The sequence below is a fragment of the Paeniglutamicibacter psychrophenolicus genome (assembly GCF_030812255.1).
GTDB classification, from domain to species: Bacteria; Actinomycetota; Actinomycetes; order Actinomycetales; family Micrococcaceae; genus Paeniglutamicibacter; species Paeniglutamicibacter psychrophenolicus_A.
The window spans coordinates 48,486-67,670 of the sequence record NZ_JAUSSH010000014.1 but is presented as its reverse complement, the minus strand read 5'-3'; the positions used below and the strand labels follow the sequence as shown (position 1 = coordinate 67,670).

Below are 19,185 nucleotides of genomic sequence, written 5' to 3'. Positions count from 1 at the left end.
CCGGACCGCCCGTGGCTTCAACTTCGGCCTCGGCTTCGCACGCGGCAAGGCGCCGACCCCCAACGCGGGGGGCGGCGCCTTGCCGCTTGCCGTGTCCGGCCTCGGTCGTGTGCCGTGTCTAGCCCCCGGTGGCCGGGACCCGTCCCAGCTGGGCCATGGACGCGGTGATCAGTTCCTCGAGCTCGGCCTCGGATGCCAGGTCGTGCGGCCTGATGGTGGTGCCGGAGCCCACGTAGTAGAACGCCGCCCGGACCTGGGAAACGTCGATGCCGCGCAGGCGCGCCCAGCCCAGCCGGTACACCGCCAGCTGCAGCGCCTTGATCCGCAGTTCCTCCCCGCGCGGCACCCGCCCGGTCTTCCAGTCCACTAGCAGCCAGGCCCCGTCGGGCTCCTGGAAGATCGCGTCGATGCGCCCGCGCACCGACACCGGGCCGATCCGGGTCTCGATCGCGGCCTCCACGAACGCCGGCTGCCGGTTGGCCCATTCGGAGTCCAGGAACGCGGCCTTCATGTCCTCCAGGTCCAGCGCGTCGTCGATGTACGCGTCGGCGGCCTCCAGGTAGTCGCCCAGTTCCAGCATCCCGGTGGAATCGAAGTACTCCTCCAGCCAGGCGTGGAAGGCGGTGCCGCGGCGGGCGGCGGTGCCCGGGCGGCGCGGGACCGGGCGGCGCAGCTCGGCCAGCACCGCGGCGGCATCGGTGGCCAGGTCCACGAAGACTGAGGCACGCACGTGCTTCGGGATCGCGGTGGTCCGCTCCTCGGCGGCTTCCCGGGCCTTGCGGGCCAGCAGCAGCTCCGCCTCGTGGAACCAGGCCTTGCCGGTCGGGGTCAACCAGGGTTCCTGCGTCGCGGGCCCCTGGCCGCCGGCTGCCGGTTCCCGGTGCCCGGCGCCGGAATCCCCGCCGGAACCGTCGCGGGTCTCTTCCCTGGCCAGCGCGGCGGCTTCGAGCACCGCCGCCGCCGAGGCCTCCAGCTTGGCGCGGCGTCCGGCCGGGCGGGGACGGAGAACCCCGCCGCCGGAGACGACCGGGCCTTCGAGCGGGTCGTACGGCCAGCGGGCCTCCAGCGGCGCCTCGCGGAACGGGTTGGCCTCCGGTGCGTCCTCGTCGGCCACCCACAGGGTGGTCGTCGCCGACGGTGCCGGCCCCTCGGACAGCGGGCGCATGTCCAGCAGGAAGCTGGAGGGTTCGGTCAGCTTGGTGCGCGTGCCCGTCCAGGCGGTCGCCGAACAAACCAGCAGCGACTTGGCGCGGGTCAGCGCGACATAGGCCAGTCGGCGTTCCTCCAGCTCGGCGTGCGCGAGCACCTCGGACTTGAACATCGCCTCGGCCTTGACCACGTCGAAGAGCGACTCCTGGTCGGTGTCCCACTGCGGCAGGTCGTGCTTGTCCCCGCGCAGCGGCCACGGCAACGCCGCATCCCCGCTGGTCCAGCGCGAATCGCTGGCGCTGGGGAAGATGCCCTCGTTCATCCCGGTCACCGCGACCACGTCCCACTCCAGGCCCTTGGAGGCGTGGATGGTCAACAACTGCACCGCATCCGGGTTCGGCTCCCCGGGCACGATCGCCAGCCCGCCCTCCTTCTCGGCCGCGGCCTCCAGCCAGGTCAGGAACCCGGCCAGGTCGACCCGGGTGGAGGTGGATGAATAGTCCTGGGCGATGTCGGCGAAGGCGTCCAGGTGGCGGCGGGCCTCGTGGATGCCCACCCCGGGCTTGGCGGCCACCTCGATGTCCAGGCCCATCGTGCGTTCGGTCTCGCGCAGCAGCGTCTCCAGGTCGTCGTCGATGAACCCGCGCAGGTAGCGCAGCTCGTCGCGCAACTTCCGCAGCCTCCCCAGCGCCTCGGCCCCCAGCGCGCGCCCGTCCCCGGAGACCCAGTCGGGGTGCGGCAGGTGGTCCAGCGCCTCGATGAGGCTCGCGGCGTCGTTGAGCTCGGCCCGGGCCTCGCCGCGGGTGACTTCCTCGGTGCTTTCGGGGGCGTCGAGGTTTTCGGCCACACCGTCCTTGAGCGCGAATTCGCGGCGGCGGGCCAGGAAGCGCGACCAGTCGGCGAAGGCCATCAGGTCCGGCGGGCCGATGCGCCAGCGTGCCCCGGCCAGCAGCCGCAGCAGGTGGTCGGAGCGGTTCGGGTCCACCAGCACGTTGAGCGTGGCAACGATGTCGGCGACCTCGGGCATGCCCAGCAGCCCGCCCAGGCCCAGGATCTCGTACGGGATGCCCGCGTCCTCCAGGCCGCGGGCGATGGGCATCAGCGCCGAGCGGGTGCGGCAGAGCACCGCCATCGACGGGTTCCGGCCGTGCGCGGCGGCAAAGGAACGGCGTTCGGCCAGGAAACGCGAGGCCAGGGCCGCGGCCTCCTGGGAGCCGGTGGCGTAGCGGGCCAGTTCCACCGCTCCTGTCCCGGCGAAGGCGCTGGGCTTGAGCGAGGGCACCGAGATGCCCGAGGGTGCGACCGAGTTCAGCTTCGCGGAGACCGCGTTGGCCGCCGAAAGCACGTTGACCGAGTTGCGCCAGGCGGTGGACAGGTAGGCCACCGAGGCCGGACGCAACCGCCCGGGGTCCTGGCTCCCTGCGGCGTCCCCGGAACCCGGGCCGCCGGTGCCGTCCCCGGACCCCGGGCCGCCGGTGCCGTCGAGGCGTGCCGGGAACTCGGTCGGGAAGCGGAAGAGCTGCCCGGCGCTGGCCCCGCGGAACCCGTAGATGGACTGGTTGGGGTCCCCGACGGCGGTCAACGCGTGCCCGTCGCCGAAGATGCAGGAAAACAGCACCATCTGGGCGTGCGAGGTGTCCTGGAACTCGTCGAGCAGCACCACCTTGAACTTCGCCCGTTCGCTGTGCGCGGCCTCCGGGATTTCCCGGGCGATGCGGGCGGCCAGCGCCACCAGGTCCCCGTAGTCCAGGGCGCCGCGGGCGGCCTTGGCCCGTGCGTAGTCCACGGCCAGTTCGGCGATGGTGGCGCGGGTGCGCAGCTTGTCCAGCAGCTTGCGTGCATCGAGCGAGGGCGCTGCCTGCTTGTCCATCCGGTAGGGCAGTGCCTCGAGCCGGCCCACCAGCGTATCGATCCATTCCTTGGCGTACACCGGGTCCACCAGGTGCTCGGCGCATTCCCCGGCGAAGGTGACCACCGCATCGATGAGCGTGTTCTTGGAGGAGGCCAGGTGCTCGTAGTCCCCGGCGTAGCCCTCGACTACCGCGGCGGCGACCTGCCAGGCCTGGGCGGTGCCCAGCAGCGCGGTGTCCGATTCCACGCCGATGCGCAGCCCGTGCTCCTTCACCAGCGTGTTGGCGTAGGAGTGGTAGGTGGACACCGAGGGATCCAGCAGGCCCTCGTCCTCGAGTTCAAGCAGCCCGGAGCGGGCCAGCTTTTCCAGCTGCCCGCGGATGCGCTGGGCCAGTTCCCCGGCGGCCTTGCGCGTGAAGGTCACCCCGAGGATCTCCTCGGGGCGCACCTTCTGGTTGGCGACCAGCCAGATGACCCGGTCGGCCATCGTCGCGGTCTTGCCCGACCCGGCTCCGGCGATGACCAGCAGCGGCTCCAGCGGCGAGGAAACGATCGCCGACTGCTCCGGGGTTGGCTGGTGCTGGCCCAGGATCTCCGCCAGCTCCTCGGGCGAATACACCCGCGGCGGCTCCGTGCGGCCCAGGCCCGGTGCGGACACGGCCTCCGCCTGGCCGGCTTCTTGGGTGCGGCTCATGGCTCGGTGACCTGCCTTCCTTCGGAACATAGTGGACAAATCCCCGGCAGCCGGCAGTTGCTTCCGCTGCGCCCGCCGCGGGCCGGGTCGTGGCGCGAGAGGAAGTCCGCATCGCCCATCAACTGCGCGGCGGCCAGCACCATCGGCGTGGCCCAGTCCGTCTCGGTGATGGCCGGTTGGGCCTGCTCGCGCGGGGTCTTGGTGCTGGTGCCCAGCTGCACCAGCGACGCGCCGGCGGGCACGGTCGTGAGCTCCTCGGTGGTCTTCCCGGCCAGTGCCCCGTTGATGATCGCGGCCTGGTAGGCGCCCAGTTGCGGGTGGCGTTCGACGTCCTTGCCGCTGGGCTGGGACTTGCCGGTCTTCAGGTCAACGACCCACGGGTTGCCCTGCGCATCGGCTTCCACCCGGTCCACGACGCCGCGCAGCAAGGCGGCACGCGGAGCCCGCGGATCGGCCGGCGTCTGTGGCGCGTCGGATCCGGGCACGTCCACGGGTCCCGGCACGTCCACGGACCCGGGTGGCTGGATGAGAACCTCGAAGGGGATTTCCCGGCCGATCAGGCGCCGCTTCTCGGTGCTCATCATCACGTTGTACTGCGCCAGTTTCTTCAGCATCGACTCGGCCCGCTCGCGGTCCCGGGCACCCTCCCAGTTCTGCGGCATTTCCAGCTCGCCCCAGCGCTCGTCAAGCACCCGCTGGTACTCCCCGCCGCTGGCCTCGGGGTGCTCCTCGGCGATCGAGTGGACCAGGGTGCCCAGGGACCGGGCGAAGTCGGTGGCCGCCTCTCCCCCGGCGGCCTGGACAAACCAGTTCAGCGGGGAGTTCATCACGGACTCGACCTTCGACGGGGAGACCTTCACCGGCTCCCCCGGCGGGACCACCGGCCCGTGGGAGGTGGACTCGGCAAGCCCCCACCAGCTGGCCGGGTGCGCCCCGCGGATCGGGTGCGGTGCGGCCACCAGGGCGCCGAGCACCGCGGTGGCGTCGCGGTGCAGCGGCCCGCGGGCATCGTCCAGCGCCGTGGCCTCGGCCGCCTGGCGCAGCTCCGCCACCAGCGCGCCGAGCGTCCGGGGCCGGGGCACGAAGGCCGCGGCGCGTCCCTGGACCGCGCCGACGGGGTCCACGATGTCCAGGAACGATGAGGGTGCCGTGTCCTCGGAGGCCACGGCGATGGCGATGACCTTCTCCCGGGCGCGGGAGATCGCGTTGGCGAAGGTGCGCAGCTCGTCGGCCCGGGTCTCGCGGATCAGCGAGGCGATGTTGCGCACCGGCAGGATCTCGGGGCCGTGCTCGATGACGTCGCTCAGCGCACCGCCGCCGAGCAGCTCGCCGCGCAGCTTGGTGTTGGGCCAGATCCCTTCCTGCATCCCGGGCACCAGCACCAGGTCCCATTCGCGCCCGGCGGCCGCCGCGGTGGTGAGCACCTGGACGGAGGCGGTGGACCCGCCGCGGCTGGCCAGCGTGTCCATGGGCAGTTCCTGGCCCAAAACGTGCTCAACGAACTGGGCGACGGAGGAGCCGGGCAGCTGGTCCACGAAGCGTTCGGCGGACTGGAAGATCGCCAGCATCGCATCCAGGTCGTGGTCCGCACGGGTGCCCAGGATGCCGCCCTCCAGCGCTGCGGCGCTCCATTTCTCCCCCATGCCGCTGGCTGCCCACAGGGCCCACAGTGCTGTTTCGGCGTTCACGTTGCTGCCGGCCAGCTCCTCGCGCAGCGCGCGGTACATGCGGGCCAGGCGTCGGGCGCCGGCGGCCTCCCGCCCCATGGTCTCGAGCAGTTCCAGCTCGTCGAGCATTCCGGCCAGCAGCTCGGCGCTGGAGCGGTTCCCGCCCTGGGCGACCTCGTGGCGGCGCAAGCCCTGGCGCAGCCGGCGCACGTCCAGTGCCGAGGCGTTGGCGTAGCGGGACATCAGCAGTTCCTGCAGCAGCAGCGGGTCCGCCGGCGCCCCGGGCGCCAGCGCCAGGGACATCAGATCCAGCAGCGGGCGCACGGCGGGTTCCTCGCGCAGCGGGGTTTCGGCCGGAGGGGTGTTCACCGCGATCCCGGCCCCGGCCAAGTACTTGGCCATGGACCGGACCTGGGACCCGTTGCGCAGGATCACCGCCATGGACTCCAGCGGACGGTGGTTGATCAGGTGTTCCTCGAGCAGGCGCTGGGCCACCAGGCGTTCCTCGTGGATCGGCGAATCGACCAGCAGCACCTCCAGGCAGCCAGATTCCGGGGCACCGGAATCGTCGTTTCCGGAGACCTGCCCCTCGGTTTCGGTTCCCTCGTCCGCGGCCGTCTCCAGCACCTCGGCGGCGGCCGGTGCGTCGGCGGCGGCCGGTGCGTCGGCGGCGGCCGGTGCGTCGGCGGCGGCCGGTGCGTCGGCGGCGGCCGGTGCGTCGGCGGCGGCCGGTGCGTCGGGGAATTCCAGCTTTCTTCCGGCGCCTCCGGCGGCAACCGGGATGCGCCTGGCGACCTTGCCCCAGGCCTCGGCCAACTCCGGGTTCAACCGGTAGGAAGTGCGCAGTTCCAGGGTGCGCGCCGGCGTGTTCCCGGTGCCCAGCCGTGCCTCGAACTCGCCGAGCATGTCGGGTCGGGCACCGCGGAAACCCTGCACCACATTGTCCGGGACGGCGAAGGCCACCAGGTCCCGGCCCCGGGCCAGCAGCGAGAGCAGGTGGTGCTGCGCGGGGTTCGCCTCCTGCAGGTCATCGACCATCACCAGGTGCAGGCGCTCGTGTTCCGCTTCCAGGAACTCCGGGTTCTCCTGAAGGATGTTTGCGGCGGCGGCCAGGAGCCCCGCCGGGTCGAACGCCTCGGCGCTGCCCAGGTCCAAAAGGTCCCGGTATTCCTGGTAGAACTGTGCCGCTGCCACCCATTCGGGACGGCGCAGCGACTCCCCCAGATCCTGCAGCGCACCGGCCTCCAGCCCATGCTCCGAGATCCGGTCGAAGAGTTCGCGCAGCTCCTTGCGGAAGCCGCGGGTGCCGATGGCCTCCCCGAGGGACTCGGGCCACTCCGGCCCGGGGGTGATCCCCAGGGCGTGGCCCTCGAGCAGGTGCCCGATCAGGGTGTCCTGCTCCGGCCCCGAGAGCAGCCGGGGCGGCCGCTGCAGCGCCGGAAGCAGACCGTCGAGCCGGGCCCTGCGGATCAGGTCGAAGGCGTAGGCCGACCACGTGCGCACGGCAGGTTCGGAGAACGTCTTCTCGGTGCCGGCGGACAGGTCGTCGCGCAACGTGGCCGCGGCGGCACGCGTGGGGGAAAGCACCAGCACGTGCTGCGGGTCAAGCCCGGCATCCAGCCGGTGCGTGAGCACCCGCAACAGCGTGGTGGTCTTCCCGGTGCCCGGTCCGCCCAGGACCAGCACCGGTCCATGGCCGGGTGCCAGCTCCAGGAGTTCTTGCTGGTCCGGGTCGGCAGCCAGGGAATCGACCGGGGCGGTTGCCACGGTCTCCGGGGCGGATGCGAGGGTGTCCATGTGCTCCATCAGATCATTCGGGGGCGACGTTTTGTAACCGGGAGCGCTTCGGCCACCCGGCCGATGCGCGCATGGTCTGCCTCGGTCGGCACCCAGCGAGCGAGACTCATCCGCACCCGGGCCTCGGTGCGCGGGGTCGCTTCCCGCACCCAGTGCCCGGCCGCAACCGGTTGCAAGGCGGCCGGCAGGGTCCCGTCGGAGCGGATGACCCGCCACCAGGTGACCTCCGATCCCCCTCGCCCCATCACTTTGCCCACCTGTCGCGGGCCACCGGACCCCAGGAGTTCGGCGATGTCGCCGTAGGAGAGGACCTTCCCCGTGGGAATCATGGCGACCACCGCAAACACCGCTTCGTCGTACTCCAGTCCCGCCTCGGCAGCAGCTCCTGTCGCTCCCGGGGGATCCAATGCTCCCCCGGTCTCCGGAACCGGTGTCCGTGCTGACTGGTCCAAGGTTGTCTCCTCACGTGCCGTGCCCATCCACACCCATTATCGGGGGTCGGGCCCGCTGTTCATCCACAAGCGCGCTGCGGATCGCCAAAGTGTCTCAGGTTCCCGGTAGCGTTGAGGCCATGACTTCCTGGCATACTCTCCCCCGCGCCGCATTCGATCTCGAAACCACCGGCCGCGACCCGCTCGATGCACGCATCGTCACCGCCTCCATCCTTGTGGTCAACGGGCGCTCCGAAATCCTGCAGACCAGGGAATGGCTCGTCAACCCCGGCGTGGCCATCCCGGAAGAGGCCGCGGCCATCCACGGCATTTCGACCGCCAAGGCGCAGGCCGACGGCATGGATGCGGCCACCGCAGTCGCCGAAATCTCGGCGTTCCTGGCCGACCTGTTCCTCACCATGCCCGTCATGGCCTTCAACGCCGCCTACGACTTCACGGTGCTCGACCGCGAAGCCAAGCGCCACGGCCTGGCCCCGATCGTCCCGGCCCCGGTCATCGACCCCTACGTCCTGGACAAGCAGGTCGACAAGTACCGTCGCGGCAAGCGCAACCTCTCGGTGATGAGCGAGTTCTACGGCGTTCCGCTGCTCAACGCCCATACCTCGGAGGCCGATGCCGCCGCCACCATTGGGATTGCCGACGCACAGGCCGCGAAATACCCCCAGCTGCAGGCCGACCCCGCCGCACTGCACGCGCAGCAGATCAAGTGGGCGGCGGAGCAGGCAGCAAGCCTCCAGGAATACTTCCGCCGCAAGAACCCCGACGCCGTCGTCGACGGCCAGTGGCCGGTCAAGTCCTAGCAAGGCACCGCACGCCGTGCTCCGAAGGGATCCCCCAGGGGGTCCCTTCGGCGTTTCCGGGGCGAAGCCCAGGCATGCGGCACCGTTGTCACCGGCGCACCCCCGACCGGCACGTCTCGGAGCCAATCCCGCCGGCGTCCACGCAACATGAAGCAATATTTCCCCGCCGATCGCACCGGGTGGGCCAGCTCACCCTACGCTTCGGTAACCCCAAGCACCTTTTTACGCCCGCCTCACCAGCGAATTATTCGAAAAAACCTCCGCTCCCCCAAGGAAACGGCAGCCAAACCCGGTACCGTTGAGAGCCGTTGCGAAGAAAGTCGAGAAACGGCCACGATTGCGCTGCAATCGTTCGACAGTGATTCAATGTCTGGTACCCCCTTTACTTTTTGATTGCTAAGGACATCCCCCTTTTGATCACAGTCACTGACCTGCGCAAGGTCTACCAGCAGGGCGACCGCACCGTCGTCGCCCTGGATGGAGTCTCCTTGCACGTCGATGCCGGCCAAATCCACGGCATCATCGGCCACTCCGGCGCCGGCAAGTCAACACTTGTCCGTTGCCTGACCTTGCTTGACCGCCCGACCTCCGGGTCCGTTGCCGTGAACAACCAGGAACTGGCCAATGTCTCCGACTCCGACCTGCGCACCGCACGCCGGCGCATCGGCATGGTCTTCCAGCACGCCAACCTGATGGATTCGCGCACCACCGCGCAGAACGTGGCCTTCCCGCTGGAACTCATCGGCACCCCCAAGGCCAAGATCGCCGAAAAGGTCAACGCCCTGCTGGAACTGGTCGGACTGACCCAGTTCGCCGATGCATACCCGGCCCAGCTTTCCGGAGGGCAGCGCCAGCGCGTCGGCATTGCCCGCGCCCTGTCCTCGGATCCCGATGTACTGCTGTGCGACGAACCCACCAGCGCGCTGGATCCCAAGACCACCGATGAGATACTCGAGCTCATCAAGTCCGTGCGTGACCGGCTGAACCTCACGGTGCTGATCATCACCCACGAAATGAACGTCGTGAAGCAGGCCTGCGATTCGGTCTCGCTGCTCGAAGCCGGACGCATCGTCGAACACGGTGCCATTGCCACGGTCGTCGCCGACCCGGCCGGGCGCCTCTCCCAGGCCCTGCTGCCGATGCCCGGCAAGCTTCCTGTGGATCTTCCCGCCGGAGTCGTCCTGGATCTGCTCTACTCCGGTTCCCAGGCCACCGAACCGGTGATCTCCTCGATCGCCCGCACCTTCAATGTGGACGTCAACGTGCTTGCGGGTTCCGTGGAGACCCTCGGGGAACACCAGTTCGCGCACCTGCGCATCCAGCTTCCCGAGGGCTCGGACATCACCGCCATCACCAACCACCTGCTCGCCAACGGTGTTGCCGTGACGCCCAAGGAGGCCAAGTAGTCCATGGACTTCTTCAACGATCTTGTCACCAACCCCGGCATCACCAAGGCCATGTGGCCGGCGTTCCTCGAGACCCTGCAAATGACCGGCATCTCCGGCTTCTTCACGGTCCTGGTTGGACTGCCACTGGGCGTCCTACTGCTGAACACCGCCAAGGGCGGGCTGACCCCGATCCCCTGGCTGAACGTTGTGCTTTCGGGCATCATCACCAACATCACCCGCTCCATCCCCTTCGCCATCCTGATGCTGTCCCTGATCCCGTTCGCCACTCTGCTGGTCGGCGTCTCGCTGGGCCCGGTCGCCGCCTCGGTGTCGCTGACGATCGGCACCATCCCGTTCTTCGCGCGCTTGGTGGAATCCGCGCTGCGCGACGTCTCCACCGGGAAGATCGATGCGGCCCTGGTCATGGGTTCGACGAAGATGCAGGTCACGCGCAAGGTCTTGGTGCCCGAAGCACTGCCCGGCATTATCGCGGCAACCACCACGACGGTGGTCACGCTTATCGGGTACTCCGCGATGGCTGGACTTGTCGGCGGTGGCGGCCTGGGCCGCCTGGCATACAACTACGGTTTCCAGCGTTATGACGGCACCGTGATGATCGTGACCATCGTGATCATGGTCGTCCTGGTCCAGCTGGTCCAGATCCTTGGCGACTGGCTGGCCCGACTCGTCGACCACCGCTAACCGCCCGGGAGAAATCCCGGCACCAAAGAATTCCGACGGTTCATCCCGTAGGTGCGCAGCCAGTAGCCGCTAGCTGCGTTTGTTATCCGATGTCGCCGACAACGGAACTTGATGAAAAGGAAGCGCATCACATGCGTAAGAAACTCGCACTTGCCCTGACCGGTGTCGCCACGCTGTTCGCACTGACGGCTTGCGGAGGCGGCACTGCCACCACCCCCAGCGCGGAAGCATCCCTCGACCCGGCCAACCCGACCGTTGTGAAGGTCGGCTCCAGCCCGATCCCGCATGCCCAGATCCTCCAGTACATCGATGAGAACCTGGCCAAGGATGCGGGCATCGACCTGGAAATCACCGAGATCGACGACTACCAGACGCCGAACATCGCCTTGGCCGACAAGACCCTGGATGCCAACTACTTCCAGACCGAGGCGTACCTCGCCGACCAGGTCAAGTCCAAGGGATACAAGTTCGAGCACGGCGCGGGCATCCACGTCGAGCCGCTGACCGTCTTCTCCAAGAAGTTCAAGGACATCGCCGACGTCACCGAAGGCTCCGTCGTGCTGCTGAACAACGACCCGGTGAACCAGCTGCGCGGCCTGCGCGTCCTGGAAAGCGCCGGCGTGCTCACCGGCCTCGAAGACACCGATTCGGCCCTGACCCTTGAGGGCGACGAAGCCAAGAACCCGAAGAAGCTCACCTTCAAGGAAGTCAACTCCGAGCAGGTTCCGAAGTTCTACGCCGAGGATCCGACCATCGGACTGTCCATCATCAACGGCAACTACATCGCCCAGGCGAAGCTGAACCTGGACGAGGTCGTTGCCCAGGAATCGGCCGTCAACAACCCCAACGCCAACTTCCTCACCTGGCGTGAAGGCGAAAAGACCCCGGCCATCGCCAAGCTCGAAGATCTGCTTCACTCCCCCGAGGTTGGAGACTACATCAAGAAGACCTGGACCGACGGAAGCGTCATCCCCGCCTTCTAATCCAGCACCGCCAGGCTGCCATCGGCTCGCCCGGCAACTTTTCCGTTAGCGCGGAGCACCGACGCGGTGCGTGGCCCACCCCGGATTTCCGGGTGGGGACCACGCACCGCGTTTTCGTTGGAACGCGGACCGCGCCCGCGCCCGCGTCTATTGGTGCGCCCCCGATTTTCCGGCGGCGGGTTCCGCCGGCCCGCAGCCCGTGGCCGCTGGCTGCACTTGTTGCCCAGTGACCGTTCATTGGTTTTGAAGATCAGACGAAGTATCACCTGCGTCAAAAACTCGCACTTGCCCTCACGGGCGCCGCCACGCTGTTCGCCTTGGCCGCCTGCGGCGGCGGCTCGTCCACTGCACCCAGCGCACAGGACACCCCGGACGCGGCGAACCCGGTAGTCGCCAAGGTCGGCGCCAGCGCCATCCCGCACGCAATGATCCCGGAATTCGTCGACGGGAACCTGGTCCGGAGGGCCTGCATCGACCTGGCTATCACCGGGATCGACGACCAGCAGAACCCGAACATCGCACTGACCGACGGCAGCGTCTTCCCCGCCTTCCAGGTTCCGCCCCCACAGCCGGCGGCTTTTCCGGCCGCCAGTGACCCCGGGGACCCGCAGTTCCCCCGATTGCCGCAAGGCAAAGAGGGGCACAGCATTTTTGTCTCGGCAACATTCCGATTCGCTGCCGCAGGCCCGGCGAACCGTTCTTGTTGGTTGACGCCGGCCTGCCCAGAAGCCGCTCCCATTCGCGCCCGTTGCCGGCAACCCCCGCCCCGCGCGACGGGCAACTTCCCGCACTTATCCACAATCCCGCCGAATCCCGCCCACCCGCGTCGCACCGGGCGCATCATGGGAGACATGACCACCTCCACCGGCACCACCGAAGCGGCACTGACCGCGCTCAACGGGGCATTGGGAACCGGGACCACCGGCCCAACCCCGGATGCCGGCACGCCCATCGACCCGTTGCGGACCCTGGCAGCCCTCGAACTCCTGCTGCGCCGCACGGTTGACGCAGCGCAACGGTCGGTCGGTGACTCCCCGGTCCGCGCCGCGGCCTTTGCACGGCTTTCCGAGCGCTTCGCCCACGCCGGCAGCCACGCGCAAATCGTCGCCGCGGGCTCATGCGACCGGACCGAGGTCAATACGCTGACCGACGGCACGCTGGCCGGGCTCAACCAAGTGCTGGCCGCCCCCGAGGCCTTCGCCCGCGGCGAAGTGCCGCTTCCTGCCGATGCGGTGAGCGCCGCCGACCGCAAGCCACTGTACAAGGGCACCCCCGAATTCCTCGAGTCCCAGTTCAACCTCGACTACTTCCAGGCCGAGCACCGGGTGAAATCCCACGACCGGCTGCTGCCGCACGTTGGCGCCAACGGGCAGAACGCCCCGGCCAAGTACCCGCAACTGGGCAGGATCCTGGTGTCGGGTGCGGCCGATCCGCGCGCCATTGCCAGCGCCGCAGCCAAGCTCGCTGCTCTCGAGCCCTCCATCGAGGCCCAACCGGATCCCGCCGACGTTCGCTCCAAGCTTGAGGGCCTGGTCGCCGGCACCTTGGCCACCGCCGGACAGAAGACCGTGGAAAAGCTGATCAAGCAGGCATCCGTGGATCTGGACCGCAGTCTCCTTGACCGTGACGAGGCCCGCATGGAGCGCAATCTCAGCCTGGATTTCAAGGGCAAACGGCCCACTGGCTACGTCTGGGAGTTGACCACCGACGCGGTGGGCCACGAGCTGCTGACGAGGCTGGCCGACGACCTGAACAACCCGCGCACATCCTCCGGCCAGCTCGCGCTCCCCACCGATCTTGTCGATCGCCAGATCCCCGGAGGCAGCAACACCGAGGACCACGCGGCCAATGCCGACGCAGCCGACGCAGCCGACGCAGCCGACGGCACAGCTTCCCCCGCGGACGACGCCGACGTCACCGGTTCCCCGGCAGATGTCGAGGATGTATCCACCGACGGCGAGTCGGCCACCCCCGGAGTCCAATTCACCGTATCCGGAACTCCCCGCACGCTCGGAACCCCGTTCGACCAGGACTTCCTGCCCATCCCCGAATGGGCTGCAAACCCCGACATTCCCGTCGACCAACGCCCACGGGCAGGATTCGCCGACGTTGGCAGACCGCTTGTTGCCTCCCCCGAGGAAGCACCGCGCCCCGGGGAAACCGCCAAGGAAACAAACGCCAGGTTGCGCGCGCGCAGGCTGTACCAATTGGTGTTCGACGCGATCACCAGGTCGATCGACCCGCAAACACCCGAAGACGTGTGGATGCCGATGAATTCCCGCATCGACATCCTGGTGACGATCACCTACGAGGCCCTGGCCGGGATCACCGACGTCCCCGGATTCACCCAGCACGGCGAACTCATTTCCGCTGCCACGGCACGCCGGCTGGCCTGCAACGCAGGGATCCTGCCGCTGGTCATGGGCGGCAAGAGCCAGCCGCTGGATCTGGGCCGAAAGGTTCGCTACTTCACCAAGGCGCAGAAGCGGGCCATCGCCGCCCGCGACCGCGGCTGTGCGAACCCGGGCTGTTCGATGCCGGTGCACCGCACCGAGGTCCACCACATCAAGGGATTTGCCGAGGGCGGGAACACCGATGTGTCCAACGGGCTCTTGTTGTGCATCCGGTGCCACACCGCCTACCACGCGGGGCATTTCGACGTCGTGGTGATCGACCAGGTCCCCCACGTGGTGCTGCCCGCATCGCGGGATCCGCTGCGATTACCCAGGCGGAACTGGGTCTTCCATCCCGAGGCCGCAGCCGCCTGATTTTCTCCTTCCGCCCGTGGGACGCAGGCCTGCCACGCCCGGGCCCGCGCGCGGCGCCGCGCCGTCGCCTCCCGGCCGACACCCGCCCGCGTGATAGAACTACGGGAATGGAGAACATCGCGTATTCACTCACAAAGCAGATCGAGACCGCCGAGCTGGTCGCCCTGTACGACGCCGTCGGCTGGAGCGCCTACGCGGACTCCCCCGGGACACTGCTGGCCGCGATCCAGGGTTCGCACACTGTCGCCGTGGCCCGTGCCGGTGGCCAACTGGTGGGGTTGGCCCGGAGCATTTCCGATGGTGCTTCGATCTGCTATCTGCAGGACATCCTCGTGCTCCCGGGGCACCACCGGGCGGGGATTGGCCGCGGCCTTGCCGAGCTGCTCTTCGCGCAGTACCCGGGTGTCCGGCAGAAGGTCTTGTTGACCGACGACGAGCCGGGGCAGAAGGCCTTCTACGAGTCCCTCGGCATGACGCAGGCCAGCGACTTCCCCTCCGGTGAAATGCGTGCCTTCGTCAGGTTCGACTGAAACCTCCGCGGAAACCGCTCCGCAGCCCGCCGAGGTTTCCCGGGATCGCGGCAGGTACGGCAAAGCGCCGGCTTCAACCCTGGATCTCGGGGATCCTGGTGGCACCGACGCCTTGCCGGGCAGCTGCTGCCGGCTGCTGTGGCAGCCACCTGCCCACGGGAACTACTTTGCGGCGAGCTCCGGCTCTGCGGTCTTTTCCATCGCCGCCACCTGATCTGAGTACTTCTGGTTCAGTCGCGAGTGGCGCCGTCCGTAGCCGAAGTAGATCAGCACGCCGAGCACCAACCACACGACAAAGTAGATCCACGTCTCGACGGCAAGGTTGACCATCAGGTAGGTGCACAGCAGTGCCGAAACGATCGGGATGACCGGGCCGAACGGAACCCGGAAGGCTGGCTTGAGGTCCGGGCGCTTGCGGCGCAGCACGATGATGCCCAGGCTGACCATCACGAAGGCCGACAGCGTACCGATGTTGATCATCTCCTCGAGCACATCCACGCGGGTGAAGCCGGCCACCAGGGCGACCAGCGAACCGCAGATGATGGTGATGCGCACCGGGGTGCCGCGCTTGGCGCTGGTCTTGGACAGCGCATAGGGCAACAGCCCGTCGCGGCTGATGGCGAGCACGACCCGGGAGAGCCCCATGAGCAGCACCATGACCACCGTGGTCAAGCCGATCAGCGAGCCGACGGCAATGACCGAGGCCGCCCCTTCGTTGCCCACCAGCGAGAACGCGGTGGCCAGCGTCGGGGTTTCCACTGCTGCCAGCTCCTTGTAGGAGACCATTCCGGTCAGCGCGAACGATACCCCGACGTAGAGCAGCGTGGTCAGGGCAAGGCCGGCGAAGATGCCGCGGGGCAGCGTCTTGTTCGGGTTCTTGACCTCTTCGGCACTGGTGGCCACGACGTCGAAGCCGACGAACGCAAAGAAGACCAGTGCGGCGCCGGCAAGCACGCCCATCATTCCGTATTGGGCCGGTGCGGCGCCGGTGGCAAAGGCGAAGAGCGATTGCTTGAGCACCTCGGCGGTGCCATCCCCCGTGGCCGGAACCGCCTCGGGGATGAACGGAGTGAAGTTCTCCGCCTTGATGTAGAACAGACCGGCGACGATGACGAAGAGCACGACGGCGATCTTGATGATGGTGAACACATTCCCGACCGTGGCTGACAGCTTGGTGCCCATGACGAGCAGCAGCGTGAACAGCGCAACGATCAGCAATGGTCCCCAGCTCATGGTGACGATGCCTAGGTCAATGGTGGGTGAGAGGTGTACTCCCACGAGCTGGAAAACTTCGGTGAGGTAGATGCCCCAATACTTGGCGATCACCGCTGATGCGGTGAAAAGTTCGAGGATCAGGTTCCACCCGATGATCCACGCAATGAACTCGCCCATGGTGGCGGAGGAAAACACATACGCCGAGCCCGCGACGGGAATCGCGGTCGCAAATTCCGCGTAACACATGATGGCCATGGCGCAGGTAAGCGCGGCAATCACAAAGGAGAGCGTGACTGCGGGTCCGGAAAAGTTTGCTGCGGCCCGCGCGCCCACGGAGAAGATGCCTGCGCCCACCGACACGGCCACACCCATGATCATCAGATCCCAGGTGTTCAGGGTCCGCTTGAGCTGGCGGCCGGGTTCCGCGGCGTCAGCCAGGAAACTCTCCACGGGTTTTGTACGAAAAAGGCTCACTGATTTCCTCGGCGGCAATGAAACGCGAAAACTAACCGGACAAGCCTAGCCGCGTTGCCCATGCGCCCCGGTGGACCGATTACTCCCCGATGCGCCCCGGCGCCGGGTATCCTTGCACCTGCCCCCACAGCCGGACATGTTGACCAATCGCTATCTGACGTGTTCTTTTATCGTATTTCGAATGCCCCAACCCCGTCGGCGCGACTTTCCCCCACGGGCCTCGGTCCGACAAATTCACCGGAGCGAAAAGTGGTCTAGAGCTCACCAAATTTCATCTCCCGGGCGGCACGAGCTGCCCAAAAACATGAAAAGGCCCCCGGAAACCTCTGCATCAAGCGATTGACGCGGCGGCTTCCGGGGGCCTTGCACCCCTGTCGGGCTAGGAGGCGGGAACAGCCGAAGCCGCCGCACGGGCCGCGGCCGGGAGTGCGTCGAAGATCTTGTTCATGGCCTCGTCGTCGTGGGCCGAGGAAAGGAACCAGGCCTCGAAGACGCTCGGCGGCAGGTAGATGCCCGACTCGAGCATCGAGTGGAAGAACGGCGCGTAGCGGTAGGCCTCTTGGGCCTGGGCCTGGGCGTAGTTGTGCACGCCGTTTTCCGAGGTGCCGAAGGCCACCGAGAACAGGTTGCCCGCTCTCTGGATCGAGTGGTCGACGCCCGCGGCGGCAAGCGCCCCGGTGAGGGCGGCCTGCAGCTCGAGGGACTTTGCATCGATGTGCGCGTAGACCTCGGGCGTGGCGTGGGTCAGCTGGGCGATACCCGCGGCCATGGCCACCGGGTTCCCCGAGAGCGTGCCGGCCTGGTAGACCGGGCCCAACGGGGCCAGGTAGTCCATGACCTCGGCGCGTCCGCCCAGCGCGGCAGTGGGCAGGCCGCCGCCGATGACCTTGCCGAAGGTGTACAGGTCCGGGGTCCAACCCTCGGTGCGGCCGGTCAAGCCCCAGTAGCCGGCATCCGAGGCGCGGAACCCGGTGAGCACCTCGTCGAGGATCAGCAGCGCGCCGTTGGCGGTGGTGGTCTCGGCCAGGAACTTGTTAAAGCCCTCGTCCGGGGTCACGACGCCCATGTTGCAGGGGGCGGATTCGGTGATGACCGCCGCGATGTTCGCGCCGTGCTCGGCGAAGGCCGCGGTGATGGCCTCGCGGTCGTTGTACGGCAGCACCAGGGTCTCGGCTGCGGTGGCCGCGGTGACTCCGGCGGAGCCGGGCAGGGCAAGGGTGGCCAGGCCGGACCCGGCGGCGGCCAGCAGGCCGTCGAGGTGGCCGTGGTAGCAGCCGGCGAACTTCACGATCAAGTCGCGGCCGGTGTAGCCGCGGGCCAGGCGCACCGCGGTCATCGTCGCCTCGGTCCCGGTGGAGACCATGCGCATGCGCTCGACCCCGCCGAAGCGGTCCATCACCAGGCGGGCCAGCTTGCCCTCGTCGGGCGTGGAGGCACCGAAGGACAGCCCGCGGTCAACCGCCGCGTGCACCGCATCCTGGATGGCCGGGTGCGCGTGGCCCAGCAGCGCCGGACCCCAGGAGCAGACCAGGTCGACGTAGGAGTTCCCGTCGGCGTCGGTCAAATAGGCACCCTTGGCGCCGACCATGAACGGGGGCACCCCGCCGACCGAGCCGAAGGCGCGCACCGGGGAGTTCACCCCGCCGGGCATGAGCTGCTGGGCGGTGGCGAAGAGTTCAGCGGAGCTGGTCATTACTTTCCTTCTTTCAGCCACTGGGCGATTTCACTGGCCCAGTAGGTCAACACGGTGTCGGCGCCGGCGCGGCGGATGCCCAGCACTGATTCGAGAATGGCGGCGCGGCGGTCGATCCAGCCGTTGGCGGCGGCGGCCTCGATCATCGCGTACTCACCGGAGATCTGGTAGGCGGACACCGGCACCGGGGACATCGCCGCGACGTCGGCCAGCACGTCGAGGTAGCTCATGGCCGGCTTGACCATGACCATGTCGGCGCCCTCGGCGAGGTCGAGCTCGACCTCGATCATGGCCTCGCGGCGGTTGGCGGCATCCATCTGGTAGGTGCGGCGGTCCCCGGTCAGCTGGGAATCCACGGCCTCGCGGAACGGGCCGTAGAAGGCACTGGCGTACTTGGCGGCGTAGGCCAGGATGGACACGTCCTGGTGCCCCGCCTCGTCCAGCGCCTGGCGGATGACGGCAACCTGGCCGTCCATCATGCCCGAGGGGGCGACGATGTGCGCACCGGCGTTGGCCTGGGCCACGGCGAGCTTGCCGTAGATCTCCAGGGTGGCGTCGTTGTCCACGTTGCCTGCCGCGTCCAACACGCCGCAGTGGCCGTGGTCGGTGAATTCGTCAAGGCAGACATCCGACATGATCACCAGTTCGTCGCCGACCTCGGCGCGCACCGCCTCGATGCCCAGGTTCAGGATGCCGGCCGGGTCCAGGCCCGCGCTGCCGACCGCGTCGCGGGTCTCGGGGATGCCGAAGAGCATGATGCCGCCCAGTCCCAGTTCGACGGCCTCGGAGGCCGCGGCCTTGAGGCTGTCCATGGTGTGTTGCACGACCCCGGGCATCGAGGTGATCGGGTTGGGCTCGGTGATCGCCTCGCGCACGAAGGCGGGCAGGATCAGTTGCTGCGGGGCCAGCACCAGCTCGGCGGTGAGCCGGCGCATGGCGGGGGTGGTGCGCAGGCGGCGGGGCCTGCGGGCGGGGAATGACATTCTTCGCTCCTTGTGAAGCTGGTGTGGTGGTAGCCAGGT

Annotated in this window: 12 protein-coding genes; 6 read left to right on the top strand and 6 right to left on the bottom strand. The window is 68.3% G+C overall.

The window, feature by feature from the left end; all coding sequences use genetic code 11:
- Positions 1–118: 118 nt before the first annotated feature.
- The 3 genes from J2T21_RS16540 to J2T21_RS16530 are packed head-to-tail and all read right to left on the bottom strand — an operon-like array spanning position 119 to position 7,610.
- A complete protein-coding gene (locus tag J2T21_RS16540; RefSeq protein ID WP_307582814.1) occupies positions 119–3,694 on the bottom strand; it encodes an ATP-dependent helicase in 3,576 nt (1,191 codons plus the stop codon).
- A complete protein-coding gene (locus J2T21_RS16535; RefSeq protein WP_307582810.1) occupies positions 3,691–7,158 on the bottom strand; it encodes an ATP-dependent helicase in 3,468 nt (1,155 codons plus the stop codon). Before J2T21_RS16535 ends, J2T21_RS16540 begins: the two co-directional genes overlap by 4 nt.
- Positions 7,159–7,166: 8 nt before the next feature.
- On the bottom strand, positions 7,167–7,610 hold the full coding sequence (locus J2T21_RS16530) for an MGMT family protein (RefSeq protein WP_307582808.1): 444 nt from the start codon (positions 7,608–7,610) through the stop codon (positions 7,167–7,169).
- Between the two features lie 119 nt (positions 7,611–7,729).
- On the opposite strand from J2T21_RS16530, the gene J2T21_RS16525 reads away from it, so the two are divergent.
- The 6 genes from J2T21_RS16525 (at position 7,730) to J2T21_RS16500 (ending at position 14,781) form a co-directional block, all read left to right on the top strand.
- Complete coding sequence (locus J2T21_RS16525; RefSeq protein ID WP_307582807.1) at positions 7,730–8,410, top strand: 3'-5' exonuclease; 681 nt, start codon at positions 7,730–7,732, stop codon at positions 8,408–8,410.
- A 413-nt stretch (positions 8,411–8,823) separates the two neighbouring features.
- Positions 8,824–9,816, top strand: coding sequence for a methionine ABC transporter ATP-binding protein (locus tag J2T21_RS16520; RefSeq protein WP_307582805.1), 993 nt, complete (start codon positions 8,824–8,826; stop codon positions 9,814–9,816).
- 3 nt (positions 9,817–9,819) lie between these two features.
- On the top strand, positions 9,820–10,500 hold the full coding sequence (locus J2T21_RS16515; protein ID WP_307582803.1) for a methionine ABC transporter permease: 681 nt from the start codon (positions 9,820–9,822) through the stop codon (positions 10,498–10,500).
- A 131-nt stretch (positions 10,501–10,631) separates the two neighbouring features.
- Positions 10,632–11,483 (top strand): MetQ/NlpA family ABC transporter substrate-binding protein, encoded by an 852-nt coding sequence (locus J2T21_RS16510; protein ID WP_307582802.1) that lies wholly within the window; start codon positions 10,632–10,634, stop codon positions 11,481–11,483.
- A gap of 851 nt (positions 11,484–12,334) precedes the next feature.
- Positions 12,335–14,251 (top strand): HNH endonuclease signature motif containing protein, encoded by a 1,917-nt coding sequence (locus tag J2T21_RS16505; RefSeq protein WP_307582800.1) that lies wholly within the window; start codon positions 12,335–12,337, stop codon positions 14,249–14,251.
- Positions 14,252–14,358: 107 nt separating this feature from the next.
- Positions 14,359–14,781 carry a GNAT family N-acetyltransferase gene (locus tag J2T21_RS16500; RefSeq protein ID WP_307582798.1) on the top strand — a complete coding sequence of 141 codons (423 nt, stop codon included), beginning with the start codon at positions 14,359–14,361 and terminating at the stop codon, positions 14,779–14,781.
- A 162-nt stretch (positions 14,782–14,943) separates the two neighbouring features.
- On the opposite strand, the gene J2T21_RS16495 is transcribed toward J2T21_RS16500, so the two are convergent.
- The 3 genes from J2T21_RS16495 to hemB form a co-directional block, all read right to left on the bottom strand.
- Entirely contained in the window at positions 14,944–16,470 is a 1,527-nt protein-coding gene (locus tag J2T21_RS16495; RefSeq protein ID WP_307582796.1) for an amino acid permease, read from the bottom strand.
- Positions 16,471–16,849: 379 nt separating this feature from the next.
- The gene (gene hemL, locus J2T21_RS16490) at positions 16,850–18,163 is read right to left on the bottom strand and encodes a glutamate-1-semialdehyde 2,1-aminomutase (protein WP_307582795.1); all 1,314 of its coding nucleotides are present in this window, start codon (positions 18,161–18,163) and stop codon (positions 16,850–16,852) included.
- Entirely contained in the window at positions 18,163–19,146 is a 984-nt protein-coding gene (gene hemB, locus J2T21_RS16485; RefSeq protein ID WP_307582793.1) for a porphobilinogen synthase, read from the bottom strand. Before hemB ends, hemL begins: the two co-directional genes overlap by 1 nt.
- Between the last annotated feature and the right edge of the window lie 39 nt (positions 19,147–19,185).

What these genes read in the sequence shown, in the direction of transcription:
- J2T21_RS16540 (WP_307582814.1), bottom strand. Translation starts at nt 3,694, where the DNA reads ATGAGCCGCACCCAAGAAGCCGGCCAGGCGGAGGCCGTGTCCGCACCG.
- J2T21_RS16535 (WP_307582810.1), bottom strand. Translation starts at nt 7,158, where the DNA reads ATGGACACCCTCGCATCCGCCCCGGAGACCGTGGCAACCGCCCCGGTC.
- J2T21_RS16525 (WP_307582807.1), top strand. Translation starts at nt 7,730, where the DNA reads ATGACTTCCTGGCATACTCTCCCCCGCGCCGCATTCGATCTCGAAACC.
- J2T21_RS16515 (WP_307582803.1), top strand. Translation starts at nt 9,820, where the DNA reads ATGGACTTCTTCAACGATCTTGTCACCAACCCCGGCATCACCAAGGCC.
- J2T21_RS16510 (WP_307582802.1), top strand. Translation starts at nt 10,632, where the DNA reads ATGCGTAAGAAACTCGCACTTGCCCTGACCGGTGTCGCCACGCTGTTC.
- J2T21_RS16505 (WP_307582800.1), top strand. Translation starts at nt 12,335, where the DNA reads ATGACCACCTCCACCGGCACCACCGAAGCGGCACTGACCGCGCTCAAC.
- J2T21_RS16500 (WP_307582798.1), top strand. Translation starts at nt 14,359, where the DNA reads ATGGAGAACATCGCGTATTCACTCACAAAGCAGATCGAGACCGCCGAG.
- hemL (WP_307582795.1), bottom strand. Translation starts at nt 18,163, where the DNA reads ATGACCAGCTCCGCTGAACTCTTCGCCACCGCCCAGCAGCTCATGCCC.
- hemB (WP_307582793.1), bottom strand. Translation starts at nt 19,146, where the DNA reads ATGTCATTCCCCGCCCGCAGGCCCCGCCGCCTGCGCACCACCCCCGCC.